The sequence below is a fragment of the Myxococcus sp. AM011 genome (assembly GCF_013372595.1).
In the GTDB taxonomy this organism is placed as follows: domain Bacteria; phylum Myxococcota; class Myxococcia; order Myxococcales; family Myxococcaceae; genus Myxococcus; species Myxococcus eversor.
The window spans coordinates 1-648 of record NZ_JABXEM010000601.1; the positions used below are offsets into that span (position 1 = coordinate 1).

General features: G+C 72.2%; 1 protein-coding gene. It reads left to right on the top strand.

Annotated features, from left to right (window positions below; translation table 11 throughout):
• Positions 1 to 21 precede the first annotated feature (21 nt).
• Positions 22 to 648 (top strand): toprim domain-containing protein (locus tag HUW62_RS47600; RefSeq protein ID WP_255204058.1); only part of this gene is annotated, 627 nt, incomplete at its 3' end.

The following is a 648-nucleotide window of genomic DNA, read 5'->3' on the forward strand; positions in this document are numbered from 1 at the left end:
GGTTTCATGAGGTGGGAAGCGATGGGCGAGGCGCCCGGCGAGGACAGGCGAGGCGGAATGGAGGGCCGGGGCTCGGGGCGTGCGTCCCTATTGGCGGTGCTGGCGGAGAAGCCGTCCGTGGCGCGCGACATCGCCCGGGTGCTGGGGGCGCAGGAGCGGGGTGACGGCTTCCTGCGCGGCAATGGCTATGTGGTGACGTGGGCGATTGGCCACCTGGTGGGGCTGGCGCAGCCACACGAGATTCGACCGGACTGGAAGAGGTGGAGCCGGTCGCTCCTGCCGATGCTGCCGGGGGACTGGCCGCTGGTGGTCTCCGAGCAGACGCGCTCCCAGTTCGACGTGGTGCGCCGGGTGCTGACCTCGCCGGACGTGGGCGGGGTGGTGTGCGCCACGGACGCGGGCCGCGAGGGCGAGCTCATCTTCCGCTACATCTATGAGGCGGCGGGGTGCCGCAAGCCGGTGCGGCGGCTGTGGGTGTCGTCGCTGACGGAGCGCGCCATCCGGGATGGGTTCCGGCAGCTCAAGGAGGGGCGGGAGTACGACTCGCTGGCCTCGGCGGCCATGGGCCGCAGCCGCGCGGACTGGCTGGTGGGGATGAACCTGTCGCGCCTGTACACGCTGGCGCACGGGGGGCAGGGGGAGATGCTG